Source organism: Xanthomonas sp. BRIP62411, assembly GCF_003993525.1.
Lineage (GTDB): Bacteria > Pseudomonadota > Gammaproteobacteria > Xanthomonadales > Xanthomonadaceae > Xanthomonas > Xanthomonas euroxanthea.
This window is the reverse complement of the sequence record NZ_QEZI01000005.1, coordinates 102456-126098: the sequence shown is the minus strand read 5'-3', so window position 1 is coordinate 126098 and position 23643 is coordinate 102456. Positions and strand designations below refer to the sequence as shown.

Below are 23643 nucleotides of genomic sequence, written 5' to 3'. Positions count from 1 at the left end.
TCGGTGTCAGTTGCCGGTCAGGCAGCCTGCAACGCATCCGGCAGCAGCTCGCCGATCCGTGCACGTACGCGCTCGGCATAGCTTGCCGAGGTGATCTGCGGCAACGCGCGCAGCGCCTCGGCGATGGCGGCGCTGATGGTGTCTTCGGTGCGTGCGGCGTGCAGCTGCCGGTGCAGCACCACGGCCACCGGGTTGCGTTGCAGCTGCAGGATGTCGAGCAGGTACAGCCGCGCGTTGGTGGCCGCGCGGCGACGCTGGCGTTGCAGGTCCTCCTCGCTCGGTGGTGCAGCTGGCGGCGGCACGCAATCGCCCGCAACGACGGGAGCGAGCGCAGCGGCCGGGGGCGCGAGTGGCGTTGTCGCGTCGCCTGCAGGCGTGCCAAAGGCCAGATAGCCCATCGCGCAGAGCCCTTGCACCAAGGCGGCGCCGTCGCCGCCCAGCAGTGCTGCCAGGGTTGCCAGATCGCGCTGCCCGTCTGCCAGGATCAGCGCGCGTCGCTGCAGCAAGGTGAGGGGACTGCGGTGCGATTGCAGCGCGGTGAGGGCGAGCTCGGTCTTGCGTGGGGTCATGGCGGCGGTCCTGCGAGGCGCCCAGCTTGCCCGCAGCCAATGAAGCGCCGATGACATCGGCACGCTGCAAGGCGCGCTGGCGTTCTGCACGCCGCCGCGATGTGCGCCGTTGGGCTGTGGCGGACCCGTAGGGACGCCATGCATGACCACCGGATTGCCCGGTTTGATGCGCGCACTGCTGTCGCTGACCGGCTGCAACCGCGCCGGGGCCAGCACGGCGGTGGCGGCCGACGCGGCAGCAGGAAGCCTCAGTGCGGATGCTTGTCCGGCCCGGCGTGCTGGCTGGCGGTGTCGGCGTTCTCGCCGACATCGCCTTGGGTCTGCGGCGTGGGCAGGCCTTCCTTTTTCATGTCGCCGTGGTTGGGCACTTCCGGGCGGTCTTCCATCATCAGCGACAACGCGGCCTTGGCCATCAGATGGGCACTGATCGGTGCGGTGATGAACAGGAACACGGTGATCAGCAGTTCGCGCGGTTGCGGGTCCACGCCGAGGAACAGGTGATAGCCCACCGATGCCAGCAGCACGCAGCCCACCCCCAGCGTGCTGGCCTTGGTCGGCGCATGCAGGCGCTTGAAGAAGTCCGACAGCTTCACCAGGCCGAACGCGCCGATCAGGATGAAGAAGGTGCCGACCAGCAACAGCGCGCTGAGCAGATATTCGGTCAGCGCGATCATTCGACGATGTCCCGACGCAGCACGAACTTGCTCAGCACCACGGTGCTGCCGAAGCCCAGCATCGCGATCACCAGCGCGGCCTCGAAGTAGATCGGCGAATCCAGGTACATGCCCAGCAGCATCAGCTCGGCGATGGCGGTGATGGACAGGGTGTCCAGCGCCAGGATGCGATCGGGCACGCTTGGCCCGCGCAGCAGGCGCCACAGCGCCATCAGCATGGCCAGGCCCACCGCATGCATGCAGATGACGATGGTCGATTCGATGAACATGTGGCCGGTCATGGAAAGATCTCCATCAGGGGCTTCTCGTAGCGGGTCTTGATCTCGGCGATCAGGGCGTCCGGGTCGTCCAGGTGCAGCACGTGCACCAGCAGATACTTGCGGTCATCCGAGAGCGCCGCCGACACCGTGCCGGGGGTGAGGGTGATCATGCTGGTCAGCGCGGCGATGCCGTGGATGTTGGCGATGTCCAGCGGCACCCAGATGAAACCGGGGTGGATGCGCGACTCCGGGCCGAGCACCTGGCCGGCCACCTTGAGGTTGGAGCGCACGATGTCGCCGGCGGCCACCAGCAACATGCGCGGCACCGAGCGCAGCGACCCGATGCGGGCGAACTCGCGGTCCAGGCGCGCCGCAAAGATCGGCACCACCCAGCCCAGCAGCAGGCCCAGCACCCATTGCTGCGGCCCGAAGCTGTCGCTGAGCAACAGCCAGAAAATGAAGACCGTCACGCTCAGCGAGGGCGAGGGCAGCAGCCGGCTGCGCAGCGGCATGCGCGTGCTCATGGCTGCCTCCGTTGCGGCGTGGTGGCGCGCACCTGTTCCACGTAGGCGCCGGGATCGCGCAGCTGCACGCCGGCCGCGTCGGTGTAGCGCATCAACGGTCCGGCACCGGCCGTCATCGCCACCAGCCCGCCCAGCAACAGCAGCGTGGCGGCGGTCTCCACCGGGCGCATGCGCGCACGGCGTTGCGGCTGCAGCGCGGGGACATCCTGCACCGCTTCGGGCACGCGCCAGAACAGGCGCACGCCGGCACGCGTCAGGCCGATCACCACCAGCAGGCTGCTGCCGAGGATGGCGACCCACACCGGCCCGACCAGGCCGGCGGGCACGTGCTGCAGCAACGCGGCCTTGGCCAGGAAGCCGGACAACGGCGGCAGCCCGGCAACCGCCACCGCCGCGACCATGAACATCGCACCGGGCATCCCGCGCCGCGGCAGCGGCGCGACCACCTCCTTGCGGTCGCTGGCGCTGCCGCGGCGACGCCGGATCAGGTCCGACACCATGAACAACGCCGCGGCCACGAAGCTGCTGTGCGGCAGGTAGTACAGCCCCGCGCCCAATGCGCCGGCATCGTCCAGCGAGAAGGCGATGAACAACGTCGCCGCCGAGAACACCACCAGATACGACACCATCACCCGCAGCCGCGATGCGGCCATCACCCCGAAGGCGGCCATCAACAGCGTGGCGATGCCCAGCCACAGCAATGCGTGGCGACCGAAGCCCTGCAGCGCGCCGGCACCGGCGCCGAACCACAGCGCCGACACGCGCAGCGTCGCGTACAGCCCGACCTTGGTCATGATCGCAAACAACGCCGCCACCGCCGCCGGCGCGCGCGAATAGGTCTCCGGCAACCACAGGTACAGCGGCAGCAACGCGGCCTTGCTGCAGAACACCAGCAGCAACAGGCCCAGGCTGGCCTTGGCCAGCGGCACGTCCTGCGCCGGCAACGTGGCGATGCGCTGCGACAGCTCGGCCATGTTCAAGGTGCCGAACACGCCGAACAGCAGGCCCAGCGCGATCAGGAACAGGGTCGATGCGCACACGTTGAACACCACGTAATGCAGGCCCACACGCATCTGCAGCCCGCGCCCGCCGCTGAGCAACAGGCCGTAGGACGCGATCAGCATCACCTCGAAGAACACGAACAGGTTGAAGATGTCGCCGGTCAGGAACGCACCGTTCAAGCCCATCAACTGGAACTGGAACAAGGCATGGAAATGCGGCGCGCGCCGGTCCCAGCCCGCGCAGGCATGCAGCAGGCAGGCCGCGCCCAGGATCAAGGTGGTTAACAGCATCCACGCCGACAGGCGGTCGCCCATCAGCACGATGCCGATGCGCGCCGGCCAGTCGCCGAGCAGGTACGCCAGCACCTGGCCGTCGGCGGCGCGCGCGAACAGGGCGATCACCGACACCGCCAGCAACACCATGCTCGTCCACGCCACCGTGCGTTGCACGCGCGGCCCATAGCGGCGATGTTCGACGAACAGCGACGCCGATGCGCCCAGCATCGGGATCAGGATCGGCAGGATCAGCAGATGATTCATCGCCGTGCCTCGCGCGTGTCAACGCCGGTGGTGGCGTCTTCATGCGCATCCACATGGTCGCTGCCGTTGTCGCTGCGGCTGCGGATCGCCAGCACCAGGCTTACGGCGGTCATCGCGAAGGCGATCACGATCGCGGTCAGCACCAGCGCCTGCGGCAACGGGTCGGTGTAGTGCATCAGGTCGGCCGGCACGCCCTCGCGCAGCACCGGCGCCTGGCCGCTACGCAGCCGCCCACCGGCGAAGATCAGCAGGTTGGTTGCATACGACAGGAAGGTCATGCCCAGGATCACGTCGAAGCTGCGCGCGCGCAGCAACAGGTAGATCGCCAATGCGGTCAGGACGCCGATCGCGCTTGCCACTGCCAGTTCCATCAATGCTGCTCCGCGGTGCGTGTCGAACGCTGGGTGGGGTCGATCTCGCCGCGCTGCGAGCTGCGCGTACGCGAGGGTTTGATCGTGCCCATCATCGACAGCATCAACATCGCCGCGCCGAACACCACCAGATACACGCCGATATCGAAGCCCAGCGCGCTGGCCAGTTCCAGATCGCCCAGCAGCGGCAACGGAATCTCCAGATGCCCGCTGCTCAGGAACGGCATGCCGAAGACCAGTGCACCGGCGCCACTGACCAGCGCGCACAGCAGGCCGATGCCGATCAGGCGGATGTAGTCGAAGCCGAAGCGCGATTCCACCGACGCGGTGCCCTGGATCACGTACTGCATCAGCAACGGCACCGCCAGCACCAGCCCGGCGATAAAACCGCCACCGGGCGCGTTATGGCCGCGCAGGAACAGGAACAACGACACCGTCAGCGTCAGCGGGAACATGATCTGCGCCAGGTCGGCCGGCACCGGCAACTTGATCGGCGGGCCGGGCATGGTGCGCTCCGGTGCCATGCGCGAGCGCCGCAGCAGCGCGTGCACCACCAGTCCGGCGATCGCGAACACGGTGATCTCGCCGAAGGTATCGAAGCCGCGGAAATCCACCAGGATCACGTTGACCACGTTGCGCCCGTAGGCTTCCGGCAGCGCACGCTGCAGCAGCTCGCCGGCGACCGTGTGGCTGGGCTGGGTCATCAAGGTGTAGGCCAACGCAGCCAGCCCGGCGCCCCCGACCACGGCGATGCCGGCATCGCGGAGTTTGCGCAGGCGCGCAGGTTCGGGCACCGAGCGCTCGGGCAGGTAATTCATCGCCAGCAGCATCAGCACCAGCGTCACCATCTCCACCAGCAGCTGGGTCAACGCAAGGTCCGGTGCCGACAGGAACACGAAGGTCATGCTGACGGCCAGGCCGGTGCCACCCAGCACCAGCACGGCAAGCAGGCGCTGCTTGTACAGGAACAGGCTGCCCAGGGCGCAGGCGATCATCAGCAGCCAGATCGCCCAGCCCAGCAGCGGCAGCGGGGTGGGCGCCGGCCAGGCCGGCAAGGCGCCGCCCTGCAGGAACGGCACCAGCGCCACCACGACCGCGCTCAGCACCAGCAGCATCAGCATGCGCTGCAGATTGCCGTTGGTGACCGCATCGGTCATGCGCACGGTGCCGGCGAACAGGGCGCGCAGGTTCCAGTTGAACAGCGCCTTGCCCGGCGAGCGGTTCTGGATCGCGTACATGTCCAGCGTGCGGCGCAGCGCCATGTACAACAGGGTACCGCCCACCATGCCGGCGATGCTCATCGCCAGCGGCCAGTTCCAGCCGTGCCACAGCGCCAGGCTGTAGTCGGGCAGGCGTTCGCCAAGGATGGCGCTGGCACCGGCACGCAGCACCGGCGCGATGGTCCAGGCCGGCACGATGCCCACGGCCACGCAGATCAGCACCAGCACGTCCACCGGAATCCGCATCCAGCGCGGCGGCTCGTGCGGGGTGGTGTCCAGATCGCGTGGGCCCTGGCCGAAGAAGGTGTCGTGCACGAAGCGCAGGCTGTAGGCCACGCCGAGCAGGCCGGCCAGCAGGGCGGCGATGCTGGCCAACACCCGCATCGTTTGCGGCGCGTCGGTTTCCAGCGCCACGGCAAAGAACATTTCCTTGGACAGAAAGCCGTTGAGCAGCGGAACGCCGGCCATCGCCAGCGAGGCGGTGATCGCCAGCGCGCTGGTGACCGGCATCAGGCGGCGCAGATTGCCCAGCTTGCGCATGTCGCGCGTGCCGGTTTCGTGGTCGATGATGCCGGCGGCCATGAACAGCGAGGCCTTGAACACCGCATGGTTGAGGATGTGGAACACGCCGGCCACCACCGCCATCGGCGTGGACAGGCCGAACAGCATCGTGATCAGGCCCAGATGCGAAATGGTCGAGTACGCCAGCACGCCCTTGAGGTCGTGCTGGAAGATCGCGTGCCAGGCGCCAAGCAGCAGCGTGATCGCACCGATGCTGGTGACCGTATAGAAGAACAGATCGGTGCCGGCCAGGGCAGGATGCAGGCGCGCCAGCAGGAACACGCCGGCCTTCACCATCGTGGCCGAATGCAGATACGCCGACACCGGCGTGGGCGCGGCCATCGCGTGCGGCAGCCAGAAGTGGAACGGGAACTGCGCGCTCTTGGTGAAGATGCCCAGCAGCACCAATCCCAACGCATACGGATACAGCGGGCTGGCGCGAATGAGATCGCCGGCCGCCAGTACCGCATCCAGCTCAAAGCTGCCGACGATGCCGCCGATCATCAGGATGCCGCCTAGCAGCGCCAGGCCGCCACCGGCCGTCAGCACGAAGGCCATGCGCGCACCTTCGCGCGCGTCCTTGCGGTGCGACCAGAAGCCGATCAACAGGAACGAGCTGATGCTGGTGAGCTCCCAGAACACCATCAGCAACAGCAGGTTGCCCGACAACACCATGCCGAGCATCGCGCCCATGAACAGCATGAGATAGGCGAAGAAGCGCGAGGCGCTGTCGCGTGCACTCAGGTAGTAATGCGCATACAGCACCACCAGCGCGCCGATGCCCAGCACCAGCAACGCGAACATCCACGCCAGGCCATCGAGCCGCAGCGAGAACATCAGGCCGATCTGCGGCAACCACGCGTGCTGGCTGCCGACCACCTCGCCGCGCAGCACGGCCGGTGTGAGCGTTGCCAGGATGAGCAGCCCGCCCAACGGCGCGGCCGCAGCCAACCACGCAGTGATCGAACGGGAGACGCGCCAGAGCAGCGCAGTGGCGGCCGCCATCACAAATGGCAGCGCGAGCAGGATTTCCAGCGGAAAAGGCATGCAGGGAACACAAGATTCGCGAGCAGGCCAGAGAGCTTAACAAACCGTTGACTGACGCCCGCGTCAACGCCGTGGCTGCGCGCATGCGCAAATCGCCAACGCAGCAGCATCGCGCCGCTGCGTGTCACTCGCTATGCTGGGATCACCCAGACCGCATCCGAGCCCCGTGACCGCTGCCGATCCCGCTCCGTCCCCTGCCGTTTCTGCGCCGCGCGCCCTGGTGTTCGGCGGCAGCGGTCAGATCGGCGAACGCCTGCTGACGCGGCTGCTCAGCCGCGGCTGGCAGGTGACGGCATGGTCGCGCCAGCCGCGCGCGGCGCGCTCCGGGCTGATCTGGCGGCAGGGCGACCTGGCCACGCCGGCTGCCGCAGGCGAGGCCTTCGAGGTGATCTTCAGCTGCGGCCCGCTGGACCATTTCGCGCGCTGGTATGCCGAAAATCCGGTGCGCGCTCCGCGCATTGTGGCGTTCGGTTCCACCAGCCTGGAGGTCAAGGAACATTCGATCGACGCGGCCGAGCGCGATGTCGCACAGCGCCTGGCACATGCCGAACAGGCGCTGTTCTCCGCAGCCCAGGCGCGTGGTGCCACGGCGACGGTGCTGCGCCCGACGCTGGTCTATGGGGCCGGGCGCGACCGCACGCTCACCCAGATCGCCGGGCTGGCGCAGCGCACCGGCGCCTTCGTGCTGCCGGCCAACGCAACCGGGCTGCGCCAGCCGGTGCATGTGGACGATCTGGCCAGCGCCGCGCTGGCGGTGCTCACCCAGCCGGCGACACAGCAGCGCAGCTATGCCGTCGGCGGCGGCGAGGTGCTGGCCTATACGCAGATGGTGGAGCGCGTGCTGGCGGCGCTGCCGCGACCGGCGCGGCTGTATCAGGTGCCGCCCGGCCTGTTCGGCCTTGCCCTCACTGCCGCGCAGCGGCTGGGGCGCCTGCGTGGCATCAATGCGGCCGCATTGCAGCGCATGCGCGATGACCTGGTGTTCGACCTGGAACCGGCGCGTCGCGACTTCGGCTACGCGCCACGCGCCTTTCGTCCGCTGCCCGAAGAGCTCGGCATCGGCGAGTGATACCCCGCAGGTGCACCTGTGTGCCATGCAGCGCTGCGTGGCGCGCAGTCGTAATACGCCGCTTCAACGCATGACCACGCCGGCACCGGGCTGTGCGCTGGGCGTGTCGGCCGTGCTCAATACCGCCAACCCAACTGACGATATAACTTGGCCAGCACCCAGATCGGCCCGATCAGCAGATAGGTCAGGTCGGTTAGAAAGCTCGGCTTGCGGCCTTCGATCCGGTGGCCGACGAACTGCGCGATCCAGGCCAGCACGAACACTGTCAGCGCCGTGGTGAACAGGCCGCTGAGCCCGAGCCTGCCTTCGATCAACCGGCACAGGCAGCCGAAGAAAAAGAAGATCCCCAGCATGCCCAGCCCGAGCGGACGCGATAAGCGGTTGTAGTAAGACCAGGCCGCGAACATCGACAACGCCGCCCATACGCCGCTGCTGAACCAGGTGCCGCCGACCGGGATGCACCACAGCAGGCCCACCACCGACCACAGGATCGCCGGCACCGCCAGCACATGGATCTGCTGATTGGTCGCGTTGCGATGGTCGTCGGAATAACTGGCGAAATAGCGGTCGATCGGTCGCGCGGTCTTGGTGCGTTCGGTCATGTTCCCTCCCAGGAATGACCCAAGCATACGCGCGCGGATGGCACAGTGGCAGACGCGCCCCTGCCACGCGTAGCGCGCGTGACAGGGAGCGGCATCCATCAGTTGACCGACACGGCGCTCCACGCTGCGGCAACCGCGCGGTACTGCGTGGAGCTGCTGCCGTACAGATCGGTGGCCGCGCTCAACGTCGCCCGGCGTGCGGCCGCATAGTTGGTCGAGGAGGTCATGTACACCGTCAACGCGCGGTACCAGATGCGGCTGGCTGCCGCTCGGCCGATCGCCGTCAATGCCGTGTTGCCGTTGCAGACCAACCCGGCCGGCGTCACGTTCCAGCTGGTGCCCGACCCGAAGCCGCTCGGCACCACCGCGCCTTCGGCCAGCAGATAGTAGAAATGGTTGGCCACGCCCGAGCTGTAATGCACGTTGAGCGAGCCCAGGCTGCTGCTGTAGCAATCGGGCGAGTCGCCATCCAGGCTGGGCTTGAACATGTAGCGCAGCGCCAGCGTCCCGCTGCTGTTGCCGGGGATGATCTTCTCGCCGATCAGGTAATTGCCCGGCTGCGCGCTGTTGTTGGCGGAATACTCCACCATCGCGCCCATGATGTCGGAGGTGGCTTCGTTCAAGCCGCCCGACTCGCCCGAATACACCAGGCGCGCGGTGCGGCTGGTCACGCCGTGGGTCATCTCGTGACCGGCCACATCCACCGACACCAACGGCGTGAACGTGCTGCCGTCGCCATCGCCGAAGGTCATGCAGAAGCAGCTGTCCTGCCAGAACGCGTTGTTGTAGCGGCTGCCGTAATGCACCCGGCTGCGTGCACCGGCTCCATCGTTGGCGATGCCGCTGCGCGCATGGGCGGTGCGGAAATAGTCCCAGGTCAATGCGACGCCGTAATGCGCATCCACCGCCGCAGTCACCGTATCGCTATTGGCGCCGCTGCCCCAGGTGTTGTCGGCATCGGTGACCAGCGTGCCGTTGCCGGAGGTGCTGTTGCGCATGTTGTAGGTGGCGCCGCTGCCGCGGCTCAGATCGGTCAATTCATACCCGCTGCTGCAACGCGTCGTTGCCAATGCCACGCTGCCTGCATACAGCGAACGTCCGGTGCCGGCCGCACTGGTGCCGCCCGCGCAGGCGGTATGCACCGTGTCCCAGGACTCGAGAATGCGTTGACTGACTGCATCGACGATGTAATGCATTTCGGTCGGCGTCTGGTCGGGCTTGATGCCGCTGTAGATCACTTCATAAACCAGACGCGGTGCCCCCTGACGCGCATACAAGGCCAGGCTTGCGCGCGGCGCCGCATCGGGTGCCAGATCGAACTGCGCACCGGCCGCACGCATAGCCGTGTCCGCATCGATGCCCGGCACGATGCTCGGGCGCACGCTGGTGTCCATGCTCTGGCTCAACTGACGCATCACTCCGCGTCGCGAATGCACCACCACATCGCCGCCGATGACCGGCAGGCCCTGATAGGTGCGATCAAAGCGCACATGCTCGGTGCCGTCGGCATCGACGATGCTGTCGCGCGCGACAAACGCATCGGCCGTTGCACGGTTGGCCAGCGCCGCAGCGTGATTGCCCAACAAGGTTTGCGCGCGCGACACCGCGGCATTTGCGGAAAGATCCGCGGCAGTGGCGACAGCAGACAACGATAGCGCGCAGCAGATCGCCGCGCCCAGGACATGAACTTGCATGACGACTCTCTCCCCGAAAACGTGCAATGCAAAGATCGGCGGCGACACGCATCACGGCCGATCGCGACTGGCAACAGGTGCCTGCAGATAAACTTGCACAGTCCATGACAGCGCAGTAGGAAAAGTTACAGCTGTGTTGCGTTCTGTGCGCCGCGCCACTTTGCGATGTGGAGGGCATCGCAGAGCGCCCGACGTGGCGCTGCGTGTGGGACGTCATCAGCGCTGCAGGCCGTGTCTAACCGACGTCTGGAAGGTGTGTCGATCTCCGGTGGCAGGCAATCGGCCAACGGCGAATGGCGAAAGCAACGCGCTGATGCGTGTGTGCCGAGGCACGGTTGCCGCATCGCTCTCGGCGGCAATGCCGAAAGGACACGCACAAAAAAACCGGCCAGAGACCTGGCCGGTTTTTTCTTGCTGCACCGTTGAGCCCTCAGCGGCCGCCGATCGCGACCCTCTGCTGCTCGTCCTGAGCGCGCTGCTGCGAAGCCTGGCCAGCCAGCAATTGCGCACTGGTCTGCTCCAGCGTGGGGGCAGGCTGGTTCAGATCCACCGCCGCACGGAAGCCCGGCGTGGTGCCCATGACGAACGCCTTGCCATCCTGCACGGTGACGTTCTGCAGCTTGTCTGCCGAATCGATCCCGTTCTGCTTGGCCTGCAGCGTGACGTGGGCCGCCGTCTCGTTGGAGATCATGCTGGGCAGCCTGCTGCGGATCGCGGTGTGCAAGGCATGGTCCGGGTGCGAGGCATCGTCGAGCGACGGGCCCTTGGGCGCAGCGACAGGCGTCTGTGCTGCCTGTGCCTGTGCCTGTGCCGGTTGTGCGGACAACGCGGCCTGCGTGTTGCGCCCCACCACGCCATCGGGCTGCAGTCCGTGCTGCTTCTGGAACGCAATCACTGCCTCCCGCGTGTTGTCGCCAAAGCGACCATCCTCGGCAAGCCGGTTGCCCTGCGCATCGCGCACGCCAAGCCGGTTGAGGTCCTGCTGCAGCTTGCCGACATCGCCGCCCTGCTCGCCATGCCGCAGCGTGCCATTGCCCGCCGGTGTCGCTGGCTGGGAGTGGCGCGCGCCCGACTCCTGCTGATGACCCTGATTCCAGAACGTCTCCGGGCTGGTCAACTTGCCGCTGGCATCGCGCAGTTGGTAATGCACATGCTGTGCGTACTGGCTGTTGCCGTTCGGGCCGCGTCCACCCATCGTGCCGATGGCATCGCCCGCGGACAGCGCCTGACCTTCTTTCACCTTGAGTGCGTCCAGGTGCAGGATCTCGTGCGAGTTACCCTGTGCATCGCGAATCTTGACAGTGCCGTAGTTGCCGCCCGCAAACGTCACGGTTCCGGAGACCGGCGAATGCACCGTCGGGTGCTGCAGGTTGCGGCCTGTCTGGCCACCCTGGTAGTTGAAGTCGGTACCGCCGTGATCGCGGGCACTGCGATGCTCGCCGTAATGGCCGGTGATGTGCGGCGCCGTCCCGTTCTGCGGCGGGAGCATCCGTTCCATCGTGTGCTGAAACGTGCTGGAACCGCCATGCTGCGGCTGCGCAGGTGCTGGCGCAGCGGGCTGCACCGGCTGTCCGAGCTGGCCGTGTGCCAGGTTGTTCATCAGCTCTGGAGTGATATCGCGCTGCCAGCGGGCAAACCGGTTCTCGCGGTCGGCCAATCCATTCGGCGGATCGCCGCCGTTGATCGCAACGCCTGCCGCATGCGCGTCCTGCCTGGCGGCCTGTGGCACGTTGTTCTGCCAGTACCAGGTCGCGATGCGGGATGCGTTCTCAGGTTGTGCCGCCAGATCGGGGTGCGCCACCAGGTCCAGGTTCAACGCTTCGCCGGCCGCACGATATTGATCCTTGCCGGTGAGCTGCATGTAACCGCGGCCACGGTACAGGTAGCCATCGCCGGGCTCGTTATTGCCCATGCGCCCGCCATACATCAATTCGGCCAGTTTTTCCGGTTGCCCGCGCAGGGCATCCAGACGCGCCTGCTCCAGGGCCTCGGGCCCCTCACGCAGTGCGGATCGCACCTTCGAACTCACCTGCGAGGATCCATGCGTATAGCGGAACCCTTCTTCCAGGCGGTTGAGGCCCATCGACTCATGACCCACCTGGGCCATGAAGTTTGCCAGCTCCTTCGGCTGGGTAATGCCTGCTGCATAGGCTGATTGGAGCAGCCCTGTTTCGCGATCGGTTGCCATGGGTGTAACTCCTCATTTCTCAGCAACATGAAATAACGGACTCCTTCCTTGTCCGTGCAAACCATTACTTCCGTTTAATTCGCCTTCTCGGCTGCGGCGTCGTCCAATGCCGCAGCTTTCTTCAATGTGGAGGGATCAAATTCCGCGAATGCCACCGTGCCGAAATCCTTGGTGGTCAATTCCAGGGTGTTGTGCTGCTCGGTCTCGGTATCGGACAGGTCACGCACCACCTTGTCCAGCAACCAGCTCTGCTTGTCTGCCGAGTACTTGAATGTAAAGTCGTCTGCCCAGCGCTCACGCGATCCGCCGGAAATGGAAATGGTGAATTGCCCGGGCTGGATGCGCGAAAACGCATAGGGGTCGCCTGCCAGGCCGCCACACCGGGCGCATGGGACGATCTTGCTGTTTTCGGCAGCCTTTTTCAGCGCGCCGTCGGCAGTCTGTGTCAGCAACAGGACCGTACGCGGCTGCCCTTCACCGAGCTTTTCCGCACCAGTGGCTGGCGGGGAAATCACCACCAGCGCATCGGAGCGCCCCGCGCCAGTCAGATCGCCACGGATGGTCTCCAGGGCCTTCGATCCTGCCGGAATGAAGGAGTCTATCGTGCCCATAGGTACAGTCCCTTGTGTCGGTGATGCGGGGGGTGTTGCGGCAGGTGCGGACGACTGCGTCGCCGCAGTGTCGGCAGCAGCCGTCGGCTGCTCGGTTGCACCGCCGGCCTGGGGGCCGTTACAGGCCGCAAGGACAACTGCCAATGCAGGGCCGATCAATCGGAAAGGGCGCAAGGTTATCTCCTGGAACGATGGCAGGTATGCGATGAACGGCGCGGCCGCTGGCGCGCAGATTACAGGGATTGGTCGTCCACCTTGACCAGCATCCAGCAAGGGCGCTGGGCGAAGTGGTAGACCTGCTGATCGCCGGTGTCCGGTGTGCGGACCAGCACCTGGCGGCCATCGGCTTCTTCGGAAATCGTGACTTCGCGGCCGCCGTTGCGGGCCGCCTCCAGGTTCGGGATGACGGGCCATTCAACGTCGGCCAGCGCAACCGTACGGGTGACCGGCGCCGGCTCGGGCTGTGCGTCCGGGTCGAGTTGAATCATCGTCAGCGGATTGGCCGTGGCCTTTTCCTGTACCGCGATGTCCGCACTGAAGCTTTTCAGAAACGTAGCGAAGTCGGCGTTGGGGCAGGTTGCCGGCTGGGCAGGCGTTGCTGCAGCGGCAGCAGGTGGCGAGGCGGCAGGCGCGGCAGCCGCAGCAGGCATCGCAGCGCCGGCTGGCTCTGCTTGCGGTTTGCAGGCAACCAGCGCCAGGCTCAGTGCGAGCGCGTGCAGGGACGTGCGGAAAAGGGCCAAGGGATCCTCCTGATCATGGTGGGCAACGGGTGCGCGGGCGGGATGCTATCCGCGCGCTACCTGCAAATGTGTGAAGGCTTGCGGTACCGAGGGTGACCCAAACCGGCCGGCAGGCGGCAGGCCAACACCCCAGGAGAGCCACCCGCCCGACGATCCGTGCCCCGGCGCTCGGGTCGTTCCATTGCCGGTGATTGCCGCCAACACGCGCCAGGCTAACGCAAATCCCGCCTTCGCAAAAATCATGATGATTTGATTAGGGGTTACCTGCGGATTGATCAGGCCGGCGCGGGTGACTCTATCCCGTTTGAAAACACATCGAGTGCATCCGCACCCACCCATCCCTGCGCGCACTCGCCGACGTACTGGCCCGGTGCGGCGGCGTGGCAGCTGTCACCAGTGGCGGTGCTCGAGCGTTGGATCGGCCTGTCGCCGTATGTTCCGCATGCCGGGTTGTTCTTGCATTGGGCGACAGTGTCTGCAGGGATCGCGATTACGTAGTAATACAGCGGGGTCTGCCCAGCGCGGCCGATCGCCTGGATGCAGACGAGCTGGCCCTGCGCCAGCCTGGCTCTTGCGATCGCATTACTTCCAGTGGTTGGCACCGCGTCGAGTACATCCACCCCGTTTGCTTGCGCCACGCCGGCAAAGAAGCCCGTATTGCCACATGCAGGTGAGAGCTCTACGTCATAGAAATCGCCGGCATCGACATTTCCGGCCGTACAGCCTTTTGCCATGTTCGCATCGGCGCACTGCACGCCGGCTGCCTGCAGTAAGGCAGCGAGCCGGTCATTGCGGGAAGCGCCACCAGGAGAGGCGGCATGTGCTGCTGCAGACGCCGTGGATGTGACTGGTGGCGCGACAGGAGCTGCTGATTCGCCGGCGCTGCACGCGCTTACTGCAAGCAGCCCGGGCAGCAGTGCGTTACGTAACCCCGGCAATCTGCGGAACGAACAATAAGAGAGTGCCATTGCGACTTCCTTGGGCAACAGACCGCGTCAGGTGCGTCCTTCAGCGCCCAATAAAGAGCGCTGCCTGCCATTGTTGCTTTAATACGGCCTCAAAGCCCCAGGAGCGGGGCCTTGGAGATCAATCGACCGAAATACCCGCCAACCGCTGCAATGCCTCGGCATATTTTGCGCGCGTGCGTTCGATCACGTCTGCCGGCAGGCTGGGGCCGGGGGCGGTCTTGCCCCAGTCCAGGGTTTCCAGGTAATCGCGCACGAACTGCTTGTCGTAGCTGGGCGGGCTGGTGCCGAGTTCGTACTGGTCGGCGGGCCAGTAACGCGACGAGTCCGGGGTCAGCATCTCGTCCATGATGTACAGGCGGCCATCGGCATCGGTGCCGAATTCGAACTTGGTATCGGCCAGCAGGATGCCGCGTTCGGCGGCGAAATCGGCGGCGAAACGGTAGATGCGCAAGGTGGCATCGCGGACGCGTTCGGCAAGCTCGGCGCCGACGGTCATGACCATCGCGTCGAAGTCGATGTTTTCGTCATGGTCGCCGACCGCGGCCTTGGTCGACGGGGTAAAGATCGGCTCGGGCAGTTTCTCGGCCTGGCGCAGGCCGTCGGGCAGTTCGATGCCGCTGATCTTGCCGGTGCGCTGGTAATCCTTCCAGCCGCTGCCGATCAGATAGCCGCGTGCGATCGCTTCCACCGGCACCGGCTTGAGCTTGCGCGTGACGACCGCGCGCCTGGCATACAGCGCCGCGTCCACACCTTCGGGCAGCACCTGCTCCACGGTGATGTCGACCAGGTGGTTGGGCATCAGGTGCTCGGTCTTGTGGAACCAGAAGTTGGACACCTGGCACAGCATCTCGCCCTTGCCGGGGATCGGGTCGGGCAGCACCACGTCGAACGCGGACAGGCGGTCGGTCGCCACCATCAACAGATAATCGCCCGGGGGCGCATCGGCGGGCAGGCGCTCGCGGGGAATGTCGAAGACATCGCGGACCTTGCCACGGTGACGCAACGGCAGGCCGGGCAGATCGGATTGCAACAGCGTGGTCGACACAGGCACTCCTAAGGACGTCGCAATGACGCTGTCCCCGGGACCCGGCGGGCCCGCGGGTGGGCAGCGGGCCGCGTAGTGTACGGCGCTTCGGTGCGCGCCGCTGTATTTATTGGAGCCCGCCTGCGGGCCGGCGTGCAGGCCGCGTCAGCCAGGCCGGGCGGGCGTTCGGGTAAGATCGCCAGCCCGCCTTCCCGCCCCCCCGATCGCCCATGTCCTGGTATGGAAAACTGCTCGGCGCACTGGCCGGCGCCCTGCTGTTCCGCGGCGCGCCGGTGGTCGGGCTGATGATCGGCCTGGCGATCGGGCATGCGGTGGACGCCGGCTGGTTCAAGCGCCGCGCCGAAAACCCGTACGAGGCGCTGGGACTGGAGCCGGACGCCACCACTGCCGAGATCGACCTGGCCTATCGCCGGCTGATGTCGCGCTACCACCCGGACAAGGTGGCCAACGCCGAGCCGGAAGCACGCCGCCAGGCCGAGCGGAAAGCCAGCCAGATCAATGCGGCCTACGACCGGATCCAGCGCCTGCGTAAACGCTGATCCAGCCGCCGCGTTCCGGCATCGGCATTGGCGCCACCATCAAACACGCCCGACCCCTTGCAGGTCGGGCGTGGTCACGCAAGCTCCAGAACTCAGAAGCGGTAGGTCGCCGTCAGGCGCACCGCATTCGACGAGAAGTCCGTATCGGTGCGGCGCAGATTGGTACCGGCCGGGTTGACGCGCAGGAACGGGTTGGTGGCCGGCGCGGTGCCCGGGCCGACACGCACGCGGGTGTCTTCGTCCTGCAGGCGGGTGAACAGGTACTCCACGCCGACCGAGACGTTGTCGCTCAAGCGGCGCTGCAGGCCCAGGCCGGCCTGGTAGCCGTCGGCGCTGTCGCCGCCGCTGCTGGTGAAGCTGTTGGCGGTGTTGCTGCTGGAGAAGCTGTGGTCGAACTCGCCGCGTGCCACGCCGGCGGTGACATAGGCCAGATAGTCACCCTGTGCGCCGAAGGCATAGCCGATGCGGCCGCGCAGGGCGGCAGTGCGGTTGAGCTGGCGGGTGAAGGTGTAGAACGCCGGGGTGGTGCTGAAGGCGCTGACGCTGTCGCGCAGGTCGTTGCGGGTGTATTCGGCGACCACGCCGTAGACCCAGTTGCCGGCCTGCCAGTCGTAGCCCAGCCGCGCGCCGTATTCGGCGCCGCCCTTGTCCTTGCTGCAGCCGCTGGCCGGGGTGCGCCCGGCCGCCGCGCCGCCGCAGAATCCGGGCGAGAAGGCATCGGCGCCGGTCGGGGTGCTGACCTGGTCGCCATCGCGGCCGTCCAGGTTGGTGTCGAAGCCGAAGCGGCCGCCGGAAACGCCGCTGACGTCGGCACCGCCGACATTGGCGCCGATCGAGAAACCTGACCAGTCGGCCGGGCCGGTCTGTGCCCAGGCGGATGGGGCCAGGGCCATCAAAACAAGCGCAGCGGAGGCGAGCGGGGTGGTCTTCATGCGGTGTCCTTGGCGAAAGGGCGCGGTGCGCCGGTCAGGTGCATACGCAGGCGGGACCGGCGCGGATGCACTGGCGTTGCGTGCCTGCGACAATGCGTGTCCCGTTCCTTGACGAGCTGCCCATGCAACCGACGGCGATTGCCCCGTCCATCCTGTCCGCCGATTTCGCCCGCCTGGGCGAGGAAGTGAGCAACGTCCTGAAGGCCGGCGCCGATTGGGTGCACTTCGACGTGATGGACAACCACTACGTGCCCAACCTCACCATCGGCCCGATGGTGTGCCAGGCGCTGCGCAAGCACGGCATCGTCGCGCCGATCGACGTGCACCTGATGGTCGAGCCGGTGGACCGCATCGTGCCGGACTTCGCCGAGGCCGGCGCCACCACCATCAGCTTCCATCCCGAAGCCAGCCGCCATGTGCACCGCACGATCCAGCTGATCAAGTCGCACGGCTGCCAGGCCGGCCTGGTGCTCAACCCGGCCACCCCGGTGGACATCCTGGACTGGGTGCTGCCCGAGCTGGATCTGGTGCTGGTGATGTCGGTCAACCCCGGCTTCGGCGGGCAGGCCTTCATTCCCTCGGCGCTGGATAAATTGCGCGCCATCCGCAAGAAGATCGACGCGCTGGGCAAGCCGGTCCGGCTGGAGATCGACGGCGGGGTCAAGGCCGACAACATCGGCGCGATCGCTGCGGCCGGTGCCGACACCTTCGTCGCCGGCTCGGCGATCTTCAACGCGCCCGACTATGCGCAGGTGATCGCGCAGATGCGCGCAGCGGTGGACGCGGTGCGATGAGCGCGCCCACGCTGCAGATCCGCGCTGCCACGCCGAACGATGCGCAGCTGCTGCACGAGCTGATCACCGCACTGGCGGTGTACGAGCGCGAGCCCGATGCGGTCAAGGCCAGCCCGGAGGACCTGCGCACCAGCCTGTTCGGCGACGGGGCCACCGCGCATGCACTGATCTGCGAGCAGGATGGCCAGGCGCTGGGATTTGCGGTGTATTTCTTCAACTACTCGACCTGGCTCGGCCGCAACGGTCTGTATCTGGAAGACCTGTTCGTGCGTCCGCAGGCGCGCGGGCAGGGCGCCGGCCTGGCCTTGTTGCGGCATCTGGCCCGGTTGGCCGTGCAGCGTGGCTGCGGGCGTTTCGAATGGTCGGTGCTGGACTGGAACCAGCCGGCCATCGACTTCTACCAGGCGGCCGGTGCGCGCCCGATGGACGGCTGGACGGTCTACCGGCTCGACGGCGAGCGCCTGGCCGCCTTCGCCGCCGGTACCTGAGCGCGGCCTGCCGCGCCGCCGTGGCACGCAAGAAGAAGGCCGCCCCACCGGAGCGGCCTTCAGGAAAATTGGAGGCTGATCCTGCCTCCGCCCGTCGTCCCTGCTATGGCCTTCCACTCTCCGGGTCATCGGTGACATGCCGATGACAGCCGGGCGACGCTGCGTATTCACGAGGCACGCAGCGGGCCGCTGCTAGCCTGCGGCCACCACCCTCACAGCATTGGCAGCGTGCATGGCCGCGTCCCACTGGCGTCTGATCCTCAACGGCAAGTCCACCGACAACCTGGACCTGCGTGAGGCTGTGGGAACGCTGCGCAAGCGCGGCATCCAGCTCGAGGTGCGGGTCACCTGGGAAGACGGCGATGCCGAGCGCTATGTCGGCGAAGCGGTTGCCGACGGCGCCCACACCGTGATCGCGGCCGGGGGCGACGGTACCTTGAGCGAAGTGGCCGCCGCGCTGGCGCATCACACGGCCGACGCCGCCACGCTGCCGTCGCTGGGCCTGGTGCCGCTGGGGACCGCCAACGACTTCGCCACCGCCGCCAATCTGCCGATCGAGCCGCTCGCCGCGTTGACGTTGATCGCCGAGCGTGCGGCCGAGCCGATCGACCTGCTGCGCATCGACGCCGAGCACGGCCCGCACTGGTGCGCCAACGTCGCCAGCGGCGGGTTCGGCACCCAGGTCACCGTCGAAACCGACGAAGGCCTGAAGAAGATGCTCGGTGGCCTGGCGTATCTGATCACCGGCATGTCGCGGCTGGGCCGGATCGACCCGATCAGCGCCCGCTTCAGCGGCCCGGACTTCCGTTGGGAAGGCGAGTTCATTGCACTTGGCCTGGGCAACGGACGCCAGGCCGGTGGCGGCCAGGCGCTGTGCCCGGAGGCCCTGATCGACGACGGCCTGCTCGACGTCACCATCGTGCCTGCGCTCAACGGCGAAGTGGCCGCCACCCTCGGTACCCTGGTCACCGGCGGCAAACAGGCCGCGCTGGAGCGCGTGGCCGTGCGCGCGCGGCTGCCGTGGCTGGAGATCGTCTCGCACCAGCCGCTGACCTTGAACCTGGATGGCGAGCCGGAGACCTCGCTGCATTTCCGCATCGAATGCGTGCCGGCGCGGTTGCGGATGCATTTGCCGGTGGAGTGCCCGTTGCGGAGCGTTTGAGGGCTGGGAATCGGGAATCGGGATTGGGGAATCGGAAAAGCGATAGAGCGATAGATCGGGTGTTGCGGCGTGTTGGTGTCACGGGCTGTAAGACACCCAGGCCGGACTGGCTCGGCTTCGCGGTTTGCGCGGCTTTGGTCTCGCGCCTGCTGCCCTTGCGCGGCAGTTGCGCTACAGTAGCGGCGTGTCCCGCCTGACGACTCCACGCTCCTTCTCTTCCGCTCGCCGCTGGTGGCGATGGTGGCCCGTTGCCGTCGTCCGCCCCGCCACAGAGTCCCGGAAGGAAAGTCGTCTTGATCACTGCAGAGCAGTTCCAGCGCCAGGCCGCTGAAGGTCACACCCGTATCCCCGTTGTCCGGCAAGTGCTGTCCGACCTGGACACGCCGCTGTCGGTCTATCTGAAGCTCGCCGACGGCGCCTACACCTATCTGTTCGAATCGGTCGAAGGTGGCGAACGCTTCGGGCGCTATTCCATCATCGGCCTGCCGGCGCGGCGCGTGTACAGCTTCCGCGGGCACACGCTGGAAATCAGCGAGCACGGCGAAGTGCTGGAAACCCGCGAGGTCGCCGACCCGCTGGCCGAAGTCGACGCCTTGCGCGCCGAGCACTCGGTGCCGCAGCTCGACGGCCTGCCCGGTTTCACCGGTGGCCTGGTCGGCTGGTTCGGTTTCGAGTGCATCCAGTACATCGAGCCGCGCCTGGGCACCGGCGACAAACCCGATGAGCTGGGCACGCCGGACATCCTGCTGATGCTGTCCGAAGAGCTGGCGGTGTTCGACAACCTCAAGGGCCGGCTGTACCTGATCGTGCACGCCGACCCGCGCCAGCCGCAGGCCTATGTGCGCGCCAACCGACGCCTGGACGAACTGGCGCACCGCCTGCGTCAGGGCGGCGCGGGGTATCCGCAGGCGCAGATTTCCGATGCGATCGACGAGTCGGATTTCCGCTCCTCGTTTACCCGCGAGGAATACCACGCGGTGGTGCGCAAGGCGCAGGAATACGTGCGTGCCGGCGACATCTTCCAGGTGGTGCCGTCGCAACGCTTGCGCGTGCCGTTCCGCGCGCGTCCGGTGGATGTGTATCGCGCGCTGCGTGCGCTCAATCCATCGCCGTACATGTATTTTCTCGATGTCGGCGGTACCCAGGTGGTCGGCTCCTCGCCGGAAATCCTGGCGCGCCTGCGCGATGGCGTGGTCACCGTGCGTCCGATCGCCGGTACCCGCCCACGCGGCGCAACACCGGAGCTGGACAAGGCGCTGGAAGAAGAGTTGCTGGCCGACCCGAAAGAGCGCGCCGAGCACGTGATGCTGATCGACCTGGGTCGTAACGATGTCGGCCGCGTGGCCGAACCGGGTACGGTCAAGGTGGGCGAGCAGTTCGTGATCGAACGCTATAGCCACGTGATGCATATCGTCAGCGAGGTCACCGGCACGCTCAAGGCCGGCCTGAATTACAGCGACGTGCTGCGCGCCACCTTCCCGGCCGGCACCGTCAGCGGCGCGCCGAAGATTCGCGCGCTGGAGATCATCCGCGAGCTGGAGCCGGTCAAGCGCAACGTCTATTCCGGCGCAGTCGGCTATATCGGCTGGCATGGCGATGCCGACACCGCCATTGCGATCCGCACCGCCGTGATCCAGGACGGGTATCTGTACGTGCAGGCCGGCGGCGGCGTGGTCTACGACTCCGACCCGGACCTGGAATGGCAGGAGACCATGAACAAGGGGCGTGCGCTGTTCCGTGCGGTTGCGCAGGCGGCCAAGGGGTTGTGATGGACGGGCAGGGCAACGCGATGCGCATCAGCTTCCGCAACGACTACAGCGAGGGCGCGCATCCGCGCCTGCTGCAGGCCCTGGCACAGGCCAGCGCCGAACAGAACGCCGGCTATGGTACCGATCGCCACACCGCGCGTGCGGCTGCATTGATTCGCAATGCAGTCGCGCAGGCACAGGCCGACGTGCATCTGCTGGTCGGCGGCACCCAGACCAACCTGACCGCGATCGCGGCGTTCCTGCGCCCGCACCAGGCGGTGATCGCGGTGGAGGCCGGGCACATCGCCACGCACGAAACCGGCGCCATCGAAGCCACCGGCCACAAGGTGCTGGCCGTGCCCGCGTTGCACGACAAGCTGACGCCGGCGCTGATCCAGCCGTTGCTGGACGTGCATGGCAACGAGCACATGGTGCAACCACGTCTGGTCTACATTTCCAACAGCACCGAGAGCGGCACCATCTACACGCGTGCCGAACTCCAGGCGCTGTCGCGTTTCTGCCGCGCACACGACCTGCTGCTGTACCTGGATGGCGCACGCCTGGGCGCCGCGCTGACAGCGGATGGCAACGATCTGGACCTGCCGACGATCGCCGCGCTGACCGATGCGTTCTACATCGGCGGCACCAAGAACGGCGCCTTGCTCGGCGAAGCGCTGGTCATCGTCACTCCGGCATTGCAGGCGGACTTCCGTTATCTGATCAAGCAACGCGGCGCACTGCTGGCCAAGGGCATGCTGCTGGGGTCGCAGTTCGCCACCTTGTTCGAAGACGGCCTGTTCCTCGAGCTGGCCGCGCATGCCAATGCCATGGCGCAGCGCTTGCGCGCCGGCTTGCTGGCCGCTGGCGTGCAGTTCACCAGCGACTCGCCGACCAACCAGCAGTTCATCGTTGTCAGCGCAGCGCAGGCCGAACAGCTCGCCCGGCGCTACGATTTCGAACGCTGGGAAACCCGCAGCGATGGCCGCCTGGTCATTCGCTTCGTGACCTCATGGGCCACCACGCCGGCGGCGGTCGATCGGCTGTGTGCGGACGTGGCGGCGCTTCTGCAGGACCCCGCGCTGTAGGGGCATCACTCGCCATCAAGGAAGACGACAATGAACAGATTCGCCGGCTGGATGCTTGCCACCGCCCTCATGCTACCTGCCGTGGGCACAGCGCAGATCAATACGCTGCCCTCGCAGCCGCACTTGCTGGTGAAGGGGCAGGCCTATCGGACCGTGGACCCGGACCGGTTCATCGTCGATCTGAAGGTCAGCAACACCAATCTGCAGCCCGACCTGGCACGCACGTTCGTCGAAGAGCGCGCCCGTGTGGTCCTGGATGGGTTGCAGCGCAACCGCGTGCTCAAGGACTCGCTGTATGCCTCTGCGTTGTCGATTGCGCCGCAATCGCGTTACGAGGCGGGTAAATCGGTCTTCGAAGGCACTCGCGTGGAGCGCAAGATCCGCGGCACCTTTACGTCCTTGAAGGATGTGCGTGCCTTTCTCGGCGGCTTGGAGGCCAATGAGCATGTCCAGGTGCTGTCGATGCAGACCGCCTACGCCGATGCCGCTGCCTTGCGTGCAGACCTCAAGCGCGAAGCCGCCACGCAGTCGCGCGAATCGGCCCAAGGGCTGGCCGCTGCTTACGGCGTGCGGCTCGGCGGGATCTACAGCATCTCCGATGTCGCCCCCAATTTTGCCTATGGCGTCGAGGCGGGCACCTGGTCGGCCCCCGCAGCGCCAAAGCCAGGCTCGGTGGTGTCGCCGCCTTCGCCACCGGCCCCACCGCCGCCGCCTGCGCCAAGCGCCGGAGCCCAGGGCATCGGCGAAAGCCTGCTGACCGGCACGATCACCTACACCGAAAACATCTATGCGGTGTTCCTGATCGCGCAGTGAGCCGCTGCCATCCGGATCGCCTGCAAGGAAAACGTCCATGCCACGGGCAAGTATCCGGAGATATCGCTGGCCACTGCACGCGCCGAGCATGACAAGGCGCGCGCGCTGTTAAAACAGGCGGCGCACGCCAGCGTGCGCGACGGGCAATGGCTGATCGGGATTGGCATGGCCGCTGCCGTGTGCGGCGCGCCGATGTCCAAGGCGGGTGCGTGCGCGCCGGATCGTACCGGCACGGTGACCATCGAGACCGACATGACCGATATCGGCACAGGCAGCGACACCATCGTGGCGCGGGGGTGTCTTACCTCTACGCCGGTTTGCAGGCTCGTCGTCTGCGCGCGGTTTCTTGCGCTTTTTTCGCCAAAATAGTTCATCGGTGCATGCGCCCCGTACCGGCG

24 protein-coding genes are annotated in these 23643 nt (G+C 66.8%); 8 read left to right on the top strand and 16 right to left on the bottom strand.

The window, feature by feature from the left end:
- Nucleotides 1-17: 17 nt before the first annotated feature.
- The 7 genes from EO139_RS02500 to EO139_RS02470 all read right to left on the bottom strand — a co-directional run bounded on the left by EO139_RS02500 (nucleotide 18) and on the right by EO139_RS02470 (nucleotide 6767).
- Nucleotides 18-569 (bottom strand): hypothetical protein, encoded by a 552-nt coding sequence (locus EO139_RS02500; protein ID WP_119130642.1) that lies wholly within the window; start codon nucleotides 567-569, stop codon nucleotides 18-20.
- Nucleotides 570-817: 248 nt separating this feature from the next.
- Nucleotides 818-1243 carry a Na+/H+ antiporter subunit G gene (locus tag EO139_RS02495; RefSeq protein WP_115675773.1) on the bottom strand — a complete coding sequence of 142 codons (426 nt, stop codon included), beginning with the start codon at nucleotides 1241-1243 and terminating at the stop codon, nucleotides 818-820.
- Nucleotides 1240-1524, bottom strand: a complete 285-nt coding sequence (locus EO139_RS02490; protein WP_016901330.1) for a K+/H+ antiporter subunit F — start codon at nucleotides 1522-1524, stop codon at nucleotides 1240-1242. Before EO139_RS02490 ends, EO139_RS02495 begins: the two co-directional genes overlap by 4 nt.
- Nucleotides 1521-2027 carry a Na+/H+ antiporter subunit E gene (locus EO139_RS02485; RefSeq protein WP_119129415.1) on the bottom strand — a complete coding sequence of 169 codons (507 nt, stop codon included), beginning with the start codon at nucleotides 2025-2027 and terminating at the stop codon, nucleotides 1521-1523. Before EO139_RS02485 ends, EO139_RS02490 begins: the two co-directional genes overlap by 4 nt.
- The gene (locus EO139_RS02480; protein WP_126969203.1) at nucleotides 2024-3568 is read right to left on the bottom strand and encodes a monovalent cation/H+ antiporter subunit D; all 1545 of its coding nucleotides are present in this window, start codon (nucleotides 3566-3568) and stop codon (nucleotides 2024-2026) included. Before EO139_RS02480 ends, EO139_RS02485 begins: the two co-directional genes overlap by 4 nt.
- Nucleotides 3565-3939, bottom strand: a complete 375-nt coding sequence (locus EO139_RS02475) for a Na+/H+ antiporter subunit C (RefSeq protein ID WP_016901335.1) — start codon at nucleotides 3937-3939, stop codon at nucleotides 3565-3567. Before EO139_RS02475 ends, EO139_RS02480 begins: the two co-directional genes overlap by 4 nt.
- The gene (locus EO139_RS02470; protein WP_126969202.1) at nucleotides 3939-6767 is read right to left on the bottom strand and encodes a monovalent cation/H+ antiporter subunit A; all 2829 of its coding nucleotides are present in this window, start codon (nucleotides 6765-6767) and stop codon (nucleotides 3939-3941) included. Before EO139_RS02470 ends, EO139_RS02475 begins: the two co-directional genes overlap by 1 nt.
- Before the next feature lie 166 nt (nucleotides 6768-6933).
- Here EO139_RS02470 and EO139_RS02465 point away from each other — a divergent pair, with 166 nt between their 5' ends.
- Nucleotides 6934-7836 carry an NAD-dependent epimerase/dehydratase family protein gene (locus EO139_RS02465; protein ID WP_164739686.1) on the top strand — a complete coding sequence of 301 codons (903 nt, stop codon included), beginning with the start codon at nucleotides 6934-6936 and terminating at the stop codon, nucleotides 7834-7836.
- Nucleotides 7837-7952: 116 nt separating this feature from the next.
- Here EO139_RS02465 and EO139_RS02460 read toward each other — a convergent pair whose 3' ends face one another.
- The 7 genes from EO139_RS02460 to EO139_RS02430 all read right to left on the bottom strand — a co-directional run bounded on the left by EO139_RS02460 (nucleotide 7953) and on the right by EO139_RS02430 (nucleotide 15684).
- Nucleotides 7953-8438 (bottom strand): Mpo1-like protein, encoded by a 486-nt coding sequence (locus tag EO139_RS02460; protein ID WP_119129420.1) that lies wholly within the window; start codon nucleotides 8436-8438, stop codon nucleotides 7953-7955.
- 98 nt (nucleotides 8439-8536) lie between these two features.
- Complete coding sequence (locus EO139_RS02455; RefSeq protein ID WP_119129421.1) at nucleotides 8537-10132, bottom strand: M4 family metallopeptidase; 1596 nt, start codon at nucleotides 10130-10132, stop codon at nucleotides 8537-8539.
- A 430-nt stretch (nucleotides 10133-10562) separates the two neighbouring features.
- Nucleotides 10563-12320 (bottom strand): peptidoglycan-binding protein, encoded by a 1758-nt coding sequence (locus EO139_RS02450; RefSeq protein ID WP_119129422.1) that lies wholly within the window; start codon nucleotides 12318-12320, stop codon nucleotides 10563-10565.
- A 74-nt stretch (nucleotides 12321-12394) separates the two neighbouring features.
- On the bottom strand, nucleotides 12395-12931 hold the full coding sequence (locus tag EO139_RS02445; protein WP_104583479.1) for a hypothetical protein: 537 nt from the start codon (nucleotides 12929-12931) through the stop codon (nucleotides 12395-12397).
- A gap of 233 nt (nucleotides 12932-13164) precedes the next feature.
- On the bottom strand, nucleotides 13165-13671 hold the full coding sequence (locus EO139_RS02440) for a hypothetical protein (protein WP_104649146.1): 507 nt from the start codon (nucleotides 13669-13671) through the stop codon (nucleotides 13165-13167).
- 275 nt (nucleotides 13672-13946) lie between these two features.
- Nucleotides 13947-14639 carry a hypothetical protein gene (locus EO139_RS02435; RefSeq protein WP_164739685.1) on the bottom strand — a complete coding sequence of 231 codons (693 nt, stop codon included), beginning with the start codon at nucleotides 14637-14639 and terminating at the stop codon, nucleotides 13947-13949.
- 118 nt (nucleotides 14640-14757) lie between these two features.
- Nucleotides 14758-15684, bottom strand: a complete 927-nt coding sequence (locus EO139_RS02430) for a phosphoribosylaminoimidazolesuccinocarboxamide synthase (protein ID WP_164739684.1) — start codon at nucleotides 15682-15684, stop codon at nucleotides 14758-14760.
- Between the two features lie 209 nt (nucleotides 15685-15893).
- Between EO139_RS02430 and EO139_RS02425 the strand changes: the two genes are divergently transcribed.
- Nucleotides 15894-16223 carry a DnaJ domain-containing protein gene (locus tag EO139_RS02425; RefSeq protein WP_047126203.1) on the top strand — a complete coding sequence of 110 codons (330 nt, stop codon included), beginning with the start codon at nucleotides 15894-15896 and terminating at the stop codon, nucleotides 16221-16223.
- A 92-nt stretch (nucleotides 16224-16315) separates the two neighbouring features.
- Here EO139_RS02425 and EO139_RS02420 read toward each other — a convergent pair whose 3' ends face one another.
- Nucleotides 16316-17155 carry an outer membrane beta-barrel protein gene (locus EO139_RS02420; RefSeq protein WP_126969200.1) on the bottom strand — a complete coding sequence of 280 codons (840 nt, stop codon included), beginning with the start codon at nucleotides 17153-17155 and terminating at the stop codon, nucleotides 16316-16318.
- Between the two features lie 122 nt (nucleotides 17156-17277).
- Here EO139_RS02420 and rpe point away from each other — a divergent pair, with 122 nt between their 5' ends.
- The 6 genes from rpe (at nucleotide 17278) to EO139_RS02390 (ending at nucleotide 23245) form a co-directional block, all read left to right on the top strand.
- Entirely contained in the window at nucleotides 17278-17949 is a 672-nt protein-coding gene (gene rpe / locus EO139_RS02415) for a ribulose-phosphate 3-epimerase (protein WP_126969199.1), read from the top strand.
- Nucleotides 17946-18437: a GNAT family N-acetyltransferase gene (locus EO139_RS02410; protein WP_104583483.1), complete on the top strand. Its 492-nt coding sequence runs from the start codon at nucleotides 17946-17948 to the stop codon at nucleotides 18435-18437. The genes rpe and EO139_RS02410 overlap by 4 nt, the downstream gene beginning before the upstream one ends.
- A 232-nt stretch (nucleotides 18438-18669) precedes the next feature.
- A complete protein-coding gene (yegS, locus tag EO139_RS02405; protein ID WP_119129426.1) occupies nucleotides 18670-19599 on the top strand; it encodes a lipid kinase YegS in 930 nt (309 codons plus the stop codon).
- A gap of 293 nt (nucleotides 19600-19892) precedes the next feature.
- Nucleotides 19893-21368, top strand: coding sequence for an anthranilate synthase component I (gene trpE / locus EO139_RS02400; protein WP_104583485.1), 1476 nt, complete (start codon nucleotides 19893-19895; stop codon nucleotides 21366-21368).
- Nucleotides 21368-22432 (top strand): aminotransferase class I/II-fold pyridoxal phosphate-dependent enzyme, encoded by a 1065-nt coding sequence (locus EO139_RS02395; protein ID WP_126969198.1) that lies wholly within the window; start codon nucleotides 21368-21370, stop codon nucleotides 22430-22432. The genes trpE and EO139_RS02395 overlap by 1 nt, the downstream gene beginning before the upstream one ends.
- 30 nt (nucleotides 22433-22462) lie before the next feature.
- Nucleotides 22463-23245, top strand: a complete 783-nt coding sequence (locus EO139_RS02390) for an SIMPL domain-containing protein (protein WP_104627356.1) — start codon at nucleotides 22463-22465, stop codon at nucleotides 23243-23245.
- On the opposite strand, the gene EO139_RS21805 is transcribed toward EO139_RS02390, so the two are convergent.
- A complete protein-coding gene (locus EO139_RS21805; RefSeq protein WP_343136461.1) occupies nucleotides 23218-23619 on the bottom strand; it encodes a hypothetical protein in 402 nt (133 codons plus the stop codon). The genes EO139_RS02390 and EO139_RS21805 overlap by 28 nt on opposite strands.
- Nucleotides 23620-23643: the final 24 nt, after the last annotated feature.

Bases quoted from the DNA above. Each gene is read 5' to 3' on its own strand.
- EO139_RS02500 (WP_119130642.1), bottom strand. From the start codon at position 569: ATGACCCCACGCAAGACCGAGCTCGCCCTCACCGCGCTGCAATCGCAC.
- EO139_RS02495 (WP_115675773.1), bottom strand. From the start codon at position 1,243: ATGATCGCGCTGACCGAATATCTGCTCAGCGCGCTGTTGCTGGTCGGC.
- EO139_RS02490 (WP_016901330.1), bottom strand. From the start codon at position 1,524: ATGACCGGCCACATGTTCATCGAATCGACCATCGTCATCTGCATGCAT.
- EO139_RS02485 (WP_119129415.1), bottom strand. From the start codon at position 2,027: ATGAGCACGCGCATGCCGCTGCGCAGCCGGCTGCTGCCCTCGCCCTCG.
- EO139_RS02480 (WP_126969203.1), bottom strand. From the start codon at position 3,568: ATGAATCATCTGCTGATCCTGCCGATCCTGATCCCGATGCTGGGCGCA.
- EO139_RS02475 (WP_016901335.1), bottom strand. From the start codon at position 3,939: ATGGAACTGGCAGTGGCAAGCGCGATCGGCGTCCTGACCGCATTGGCG.
- EO139_RS02470 (WP_126969202.1), bottom strand. From the start codon at position 6,767: ATGCCTTTTCCGCTGGAAATCCTGCTCGCGCTGCCATTTGTGATGGCG.
- EO139_RS02460 (WP_119129420.1), bottom strand. From the start codon at position 8,438: ATGACCGAACGCACCAAGACCGCGCGACCGATCGACCGCTATTTCGCC.
- EO139_RS02455 (WP_119129421.1), bottom strand. From the start codon at position 10,132: ATGCAAGTTCATGTCCTGGGCGCGGCGATCTGCTGCGCGCTATCGTTG.
- EO139_RS02450 (WP_119129422.1), bottom strand. From the start codon at position 12,320: ATGGCAACCGATCGCGAAACAGGGCTGCTCCAATCAGCCTATGCAGCA.
- EO139_RS02445 (WP_104583479.1), bottom strand. From the start codon at position 12,931: ATGGGCACGATAGACTCCTTCATTCCGGCAGGATCGAAGGCCCTGGAG.
- EO139_RS02435 (WP_164739685.1), bottom strand. From the start codon at position 14,639: ATGGCACTCTCTTATTGTTCGTTCCGCAGATTGCCGGGGTTACGTAAC.
- EO139_RS02425 (WP_047126203.1), top strand. From the start codon at position 15,894: ATGTCCTGGTATGGAAAACTGCTCGGCGCACTGGCCGGCGCCCTGCTG.
- EO139_RS02420 (WP_126969200.1), bottom strand. From the start codon at position 17,155: ATGAAGACCACCCCGCTCGCCTCCGCTGCGCTTGTTTTGATGGCCCTG.
- rpe (WP_126969199.1), top strand. From the start codon at position 17,278: ATGCAACCGACGGCGATTGCCCCGTCCATCCTGTCCGCCGATTTCGCC.
- EO139_RS02410 (WP_104583483.1), top strand. From the start codon at position 17,946: ATGAGCGCGCCCACGCTGCAGATCCGCGCTGCCACGCCGAACGATGCG.
- yegS (WP_119129426.1), top strand. From the start codon at position 18,670: ATGGCCGCGTCCCACTGGCGTCTGATCCTCAACGGCAAGTCCACCGAC.
- EO139_RS02395 (WP_126969198.1), top strand. From the start codon at position 21,368: ATGGACGGGCAGGGCAACGCGATGCGCATCAGCTTCCGCAACGACTAC.
- EO139_RS02390 (WP_104627356.1), top strand. From the start codon at position 22,463: ATGAACAGATTCGCCGGCTGGATGCTTGCCACCGCCCTCATGCTACCT.
- EO139_RS21805 (WP_343136461.1), bottom strand. From the start codon at position 23,619: ATGAACTATTTTGGCGAAAAAAGCGCAAGAAACCGCGCGCAGACGACG.